Raw genomic sequence first — 6,205 nt, forward strand, 5'->3', positions numbered from 1 at the left:
CACGGCCGCTCGTAGCGAAATGTGCGCGGGGAATTTTGGTTCCACGCCGTCGCTCGGCTCCCCTTCCGTCCGCCTGCGCGGGGCCGGCGGCCGGCGGTGGGGCCGGCCGGACCCGGACTACAGCCGGCGAAGCGCCGTGACGAGGGCCAGGCCCAGCACCGCGGCGAGGGCTGCGGCCAGCAGCCCGGGCCACCAATCGCCGCCCGCGGGCAGGCCGGTGATCCGGAGCGCCACCGTGGCGCCGGGCGCCACCGGGCCGCCCGACCAGTGCGTATAATGGCGCCCCGACGCGATGACGGGCGCCGCCGCGCGCATGCCGTCTCCGGCGACGCGCAAGTGCGCGTCGGCGACGAGGACCTCGACGCGCGCGGCGCCGAACGGCGGAGCCCACGCGAGGGCGGCGTCGCCGCCGCGCGGCTGTTCCTGATAGGCGTAGGTGACCTGGGCTACGCCGGGCGGGATCGCGCGCGCGTCGGTGATCCGGCCCTCCTCGGTGCGCGGGTCCCGCCACCCGTCGAGCGCCTGGACCGCGACGGCCCCGCGCGGAAGCGGGAACGCGAGCGGATCGGTGGACGTCGTCACGACCGTGCGGTCGGTGGCGTTCTGCACCTGCTCGACCGTCGTCACGCGCAGGGCGCCCGGGACCACGTCGACCACCGCAAACAGGAGCGTGCCGCGCAGCGCGCGGCGATCGGCGCCGGCGTCGTAGACCGCGATCGACAGATCGCGGACGGGGGTCTCCTGGGTCAGCACGATGCGCTCCGCGCCCTCGTACGGCGCGCCTTGGTACTGCGTGGACACCAGGAAGATCCGGAGACCCCCGACCGGCAGGCCCGCGAAGATGAACGCGCCGGCGGCGTCGGTCCGCGTCTCCCGCTCGGAGGACGTGCCGCGCTCCACGATCTGCAGGCGCACGGGCTGCCCGGCCACCGGGTGCGCGGGCGCCGTGCCGTCGATCACCCGGCCGCGGATCACCCCGTTCGCGCCGGCGGCGGCGCCGGGGACGGCCGACTCGGCCGCGGGCCGCGATGCCGTGCACGCCGGGCCACACGCGGCGGCCGCGGCGAAGACGGCGACGAGAACCGGCGCGAATCGAGGGGGGCGGCGCACTCAGACTACTCCGGCGGCCGCGCGCTCGCGGGTCCGGGCCGGGTCCCGGGCTTCGGCGCGTCCATCGCGTCGAGACGCCGCAGCGCCTCCATGGCCGCGGTCTCCTGCCGGCCCCGCAGCGCCTCGTAGTCCGCGTCGCTCATCTTGCCGGTGGCGTGATCGAGGGCGAGATCGCTCAGGACGCGCAGCGCGGTCTCCCGCTCCGCCGCCAGGCGCGCGCGCTCGACGGACACGCTCCGGTCCGGCGCGGGGAGGCGGCGCCACAGCGGTGCGAGCACGTACCAAACCGCCGCGGCGGCCAGGACCACCGTGATGACCGCGGTCACCGCCCGGCCGCGCCGAAGACCCGCTCCGGCATCACCACGGGCGCGGTCCCCGGACGCGCCTCCGGCAGCATCGCGACGATCGCGCCCGCGCTCAGGACGAGACCGCCGGCCCACATCCACAGGACGAGGGGATTCACGAGGAGGCGCAGCGTGGCGCGGCCGTCCGACGCCCATCCGACCAGCGTGATGTAGAGATCGTCGCGGGGCGTGCTGCGCAGCGCCACGTCGCTCGTCGAGTCCCGGCCGTTCAGAAAGAGATTGCGCGCCGCCGTGAGCGGGCCGTCGTCGCGGGCGCCCTCGAAGACCCTGAGACGCGCGCCGACCACGAGCGCGCCGTGCGCGGTTGTCTGCCCGAGTCCGTCGTACCGCACGCGATAGGGACCGACCGCCGCGCTCTCGCCCGGCGCGAGCGTCGCGAGACGCTGCGTCGCGAAGACGGACGAGCCGGTGAGCCCGCACAGGAGCAGCAGCATGCCGAAATGCACGATGTACCCGCCGTAGCGCCGGCGGTTGCGGGCGACGAGGGCCACAAACGCCCGCGGGACCCCCTCGCCCCGCAGCGACTGCCGCACGCGGATGCCGCGGGCAAACTCGAGGACGATCGTCCCCGCGACGAACCCGACCAGGGTGAAGATGAGTATCGGACCGGGCGCGCGCATGCCCGCCGCCAGAAGCACGGCGCCGAGCGCGACGCCCGCCGCCCCCGGCGCGAGGAAGTTGCGGCGCAGCTGATCGGCGGACGAGCGCCGCCACGCGAGAAGCGGCCCGACGCCCATCAACAACAAGAGCCCCACGGCAATCGGCGGGATAACGTGGTCGAAGAACGGCGGCCCAACGTTGACGCGGCGGCCGGTCAGGACCTCGGAGATCACCGGAAAGACCGTCCCGAGAAAGACCGCCAGGGCGATCGCGAGAAACAGAACGTTGTTCAACACGAAGGCGCTCTCCCGCGAGAGCGCCGCGTCCAGCTCGTGCCGGCTGCGCAGCAGGTCCCAGCGCCACGCGGCGATCGCGAACGCGGCGAGCAGCGCCCCGGCGAGAAACACCAGGAACAGCGTGCCGATCGACGACTGCGTGAAGGAGTGCACGCTGCTCAGCACCCCGCTGCGCGTAAGGAATGTCCCGAAGATCGACAGCCCGAACGCGAGGATCACCAGCACGACGTTCCACCGGCTCAGCATCTCGCGCCGTTCCTGGATCATTACGGAATGGATGAACGCGGTGGCGACCAGCCACGGCATCAAGGCCGCGTTCTCCACGGGATCCCAGGCCCAGTAGCCGCCCCACCCGAGGACGACATACGACCACTTCGCGCCGAACCACAGGCCCATGCTGAGGCAGTACCACGCCCAGACCATCCAGCGCCGGGCGAGCAGCACCCCGCCGTCGGCAGCGCGGCCGGAGGCGAGGGCCGCGACGACCAGCGCAAACGGTACCGTGAGTCCGACGTACCCGAGATACAACGTCGGGGGATGAATGGCCATCCACGGGTTCAAGAGGAGCGGGTTCATGCCGGCGCCGTCCGCGGCCGGGAAGGGCACCGTCGCAAACGGCGACGCCACCGCGGTCAGCAGCACGAGGAAGAACGCCGCGACGCCGGCCAGGACCACGACGACCCCGGGCACCAGGGCGGGCTGCGCGCGGCCGACGGCGCGCACTGCGGCGAGGCTGTACGCCGCGAGGACGAGCGCCCACAAGAGCAGCGACCCCTCCATCCCGCCCCAAAACGCGGCGAGATCGTAGATGAGCGGCTGGGCGTTGTCGACGTGCGCGGCGACGTACTGGAACGTGTAATCGCGGGTCCCGAGCGCGACGAAGAGCACGACGGCGGCGGCCGCGAGCAGAGCCGCGGACCCGCCGAGGGCCCGCACCGCGCTCGCCACGAGCTCCGCCCGCCGGGCGCGCGCGCCGAGCACGGCCGCGGCGATGGCGTACAGCACCAGAACAAGGGCCCCGAACAGCGCGAACCGGCCGAGGCTAGCCACGCATCATCGCGGAGACTTGGGATCGGCGGGATTGTACTTAGTGGGACACTTCGCGAGCAGCGTGGTCGCGTCGAAGGCGCCGTCGCGGGCGATGCCGCCCTCCACCACCACCTGCCGGCCTTCCGCGAAAATGTCCGGGACCACGCCGGTGTATCGGACCGGGAGCGTGCTGGCGCCGTCGGTGATCACAAAGGAGAGATGCCGGTGCGCGTCGTCCCACCGCACTGTTCCCGCGGCCACGGTCCCGCCGAGGCGCACCCGCGACGGCAGCGAGTGCGCCCGCTGCCGCAGTTCGCCGACGGTCACCCAATAGGTCGCGCCCTGCTGGATCCCGCCGTATACGAGGTAGGCCAGCGACAGGACGATCAGCACGGTGCCGCCGGCGAACACGAGGGTCCGGCGGCCGGCACTCGCGCCCCGCCGGGCGGGGCTCACGAGGCGCCCCCGCCGAGCCGCCGCACCTCGTCCTCGAGCGCGCGCGCGCGCCGCATCAGGGCGCGCACGTAGAGGAAGAGCCCGATCCACACGACCGCGAACGACCAGAAAAGATACGTCATGCCGCGCCCAGGCGGTCGTCGGCGAGCGCGGCGACCTCCGCTTCCATGATGCCGATCCGGATCCGTACGCGCACGAGCAGGATGTAGACGAGACTCCAGGCGACGAGCCCGACGAGCAGCGCCCAGGCCATCGCGGGCGCGAGGCCGACGCTGTGCGAGGTGAAGATCACGGGCGACAGCGCCCGCAGATACCGGGCCGAGAACCATACCAACGGGACGTCGACGAAGCCGACGATCGCGAAGACCGCGGCGATCCGCCGCTGCCGGTCGTCGTCACCCGCGGCCGCCCGCAGCAGCAGGTACCCGACGTAGATGAACCAGAGGATGAGATACGTCACGAGCTGGGGATCCCACGTCCACCATGTGTTCCACACCGGCCGCGCCCAGAGCGATCCGGTGACGATGACGAGGCTCGCAAACAGTACGCCGATCTCGGCCGCCGACGCGCTCGCGACGTCCCAGCTCCGCCGGCCGGTGCGCAGATACTGCACCGCCGCCCACGCCGAGTGGCCGAAGGCCACGAACCCGACCCACGCCAGCGGCAGGTGCACGTAGAAGATCCGCTGGACGTCCCCCATGATGCTCTCGCGCGGCGCGTAGACAAACGCCCCGTAGAGCGCGGCGAGCATCAAACCGCCCATCGCCCACGCGAGCCAGCCGTCCGAGGTTCGGCGCACGCTCAAAATCATAACAGACCCGGCCGAGCCCTTTCAACCAAAGCGGGCGCGGCCTCAAAACGTATAGTTCACCTCGGACCGGTAGAGTGTGTACTGCGCAATCCCGCCGAGCCGCTGGTTCTCCACGCGTGTGTAGATCGTCGCGCCCGGCGCGAAGCGGTAGATCACGCCGGCCCGCCACTCCGTGACCCCCATTCCGTTGGAGATGTTGTTGCCCGTGAAGTACGCCGCGGCCACGGCCCACTGGCCGGTGAGGTCAAACGAGAGGTCGGCGTTGAGGCCCTGCGTGTTGCCCGGGCCGATCGTCGAGCTGATGCTCGAGTCCACGTCGTTCTGGTAGGGGGCGTAGAAGTTGACGCCCTCGTTGATATAGCTGACCGCGAGCGACAGCCGGTGGCCGGCGCCCGTGAGCGCGCCGAGGTCGAAGGTGCCGCCCACCCAGTAGGCGCTGTCGCCGGTGCCGAGCACGCCGTCCGTCCACGTCGCGATCTCGCCGTCGAAATGAATCGCCGGGGTCACCCGCCAATCCGCGTAGCCGCCGCCGCCGGACCCGAGAGCATGGCACTCGATCCCGCCCGGGCTCGCCCCGCCGCCGGACGCGGCCTGCAAGGTCCCGGTCCCGACCGCCGGGCATTTCGCCGTCGGCGGGTTGAGCATGGCGGTCGCCGCGCTGCTCGAGCTGCCGCCGTACACGTGCCACAGCGCGCTCGTCGCGTTCGACGGAAAGGCGGTGGACGCCGCGTTGATGCTGTTGGCCAGGTAGTAGCCGCCGACCCGCAGGCCTGGGATGACCCGGATGTTGGCGTCGAACCCATAGGCGTCTTCACCGAGGAAGTACGTGCCGCCGCCCGTCGGCCCGATCACCCGCCACACGGCGGCCTGCCAGTTGAGATCCGCCGTCCGCTCCGAGTTCCCGGAGACCCGCAGGCCGTCCACCAAGTGGGCCCCCGTGTTGCCGGCGGAGGCGCCGTAGGTCACGGAGCCCGTGTTTAGCAGCAGCCCGTACGGACCGAACTGGAGCGGGAGCGACCCGAACGGCTGCTGGATCCCGCCCATCCGGCCGAGCTGGATCCGGAGCGGCCAGCCCCACGCGTGATTCCAATCGAGGTACAGTTCCGCGATGTTGCTGAGCTGGTAGCACAGGGTGCCGCCGTTACAACCGGCGCCCGCACCACCCGCGCCGCCCGCCGCATACCCGGCGCCGTCGAAGACCAGCGGAGAACTGGAATTGCCGGTCGCCACCTCGAGCCCGATGATCGCGTGGATGTCGGGCGCCACGCTGCCGTCGAGAATCAGCTTGAGGCCCATCCGGGCGCGGAACACCGAGGGCGAGGTGCCGTTATCGACGCTGACCGTGTTGCGGTTCCCGTTGAGGGTGGGGCCCGAACCGGCCGGTGTGCCGTCGTAGCGGAATCGGAGCCGGCCGCTGATCCTCACGTTGTCCAGCCGGGCCTTGATCGCGTTCAGCTCTTCTTCGATCGCCGTCACCCGTACGCCCAGCGCCGCCAGTTCGGCCCGAAACTCGTTGATCAGCCGCTGCAGCGCTTCCA

The 6,205-nt window shown here is 71.9% G+C and carries 7 protein-coding genes; all 7 read right to left on the minus strand.

What is annotated here, in order from left to right; genetic code table 11:
* Nucleotides 1–117: 117 nt before the first annotated feature.
* The gene (locus VKT83_15360) at nucleotides 118–1,110 is read right to left on the minus strand and encodes a carboxypeptidase-like regulatory domain-containing protein (GenBank protein HLY23842.1); all 993 of its coding nucleotides are present in this window, start codon (nucleotides 1,108–1,110) and stop codon (nucleotides 118–120) included.
* 5 nt (nucleotides 1,111–1,115) lie between these two features.
* Nucleotides 1,116–1,436 (minus strand): hypothetical protein, encoded by a 321-nt coding sequence (locus VKT83_15365; protein ID HLY23843.1) that lies wholly within the window; start codon nucleotides 1,434–1,436, stop codon nucleotides 1,116–1,118.
* Nucleotides 1,433–3,421 carry a cytochrome c-type biogenesis CcmF C-terminal domain-containing protein gene (locus VKT83_15370; protein HLY23844.1) on the minus strand — a complete coding sequence of 663 codons (1,989 nt, stop codon included), beginning with the start codon at nucleotides 3,419–3,421 and terminating at the stop codon, nucleotides 1,433–1,435. The genes VKT83_15365 and VKT83_15370 overlap by 4 nt, the downstream gene beginning before the upstream one ends.
* Before the next feature lie 3 nt (nucleotides 3,422–3,424).
* The gene (locus tag VKT83_15375) at nucleotides 3,425–3,856 is read right to left on the minus strand and encodes a cytochrome c maturation protein CcmE (GenBank protein HLY23845.1); all 432 of its coding nucleotides are present in this window, start codon (nucleotides 3,854–3,856) and stop codon (nucleotides 3,425–3,427) included.
* Nucleotides 3,853–3,978, minus strand: a complete 126-nt coding sequence (locus VKT83_15380) for a CcmD family protein (protein HLY23846.1) — start codon at nucleotides 3,976–3,978, stop codon at nucleotides 3,853–3,855. The genes VKT83_15375 and VKT83_15380 overlap by 4 nt, the downstream gene beginning before the upstream one ends.
* A complete protein-coding gene (gene ccsA / locus VKT83_15385) occupies nucleotides 3,975–4,655 on the minus strand; it encodes a cytochrome c biogenesis protein CcsA (protein ID HLY23847.1) in 681 nt (226 codons plus the stop codon). Before ccsA ends, VKT83_15380 begins: the two co-directional genes overlap by 4 nt.
* A 54-nt stretch (nucleotides 4,656–4,709) precedes the next feature.
* Nucleotides 4,710–6,205 (minus strand): hypothetical protein (locus VKT83_15390; GenBank protein HLY23848.1); only part of this gene is annotated, 1,496 nt, incomplete at its 5' end.

This window comes from bacterium (assembly GCA_035308905.1).
Classification (GTDB): domain Bacteria; phylum Sysuimicrobiota; class Sysuimicrobiia; order Sysuimicrobiales; family Segetimicrobiaceae; genus DASSJF01.

Bases quoted from the DNA above. Each gene is read 5' to 3' on its own strand.
- VKT83_15380 (HLY23846.1), bottom strand. From the start codon at position 3,978: ATGACGTATCTTTTCTGGTCGTTCGCGGTCGTGTGGATCGGGCTCTTC.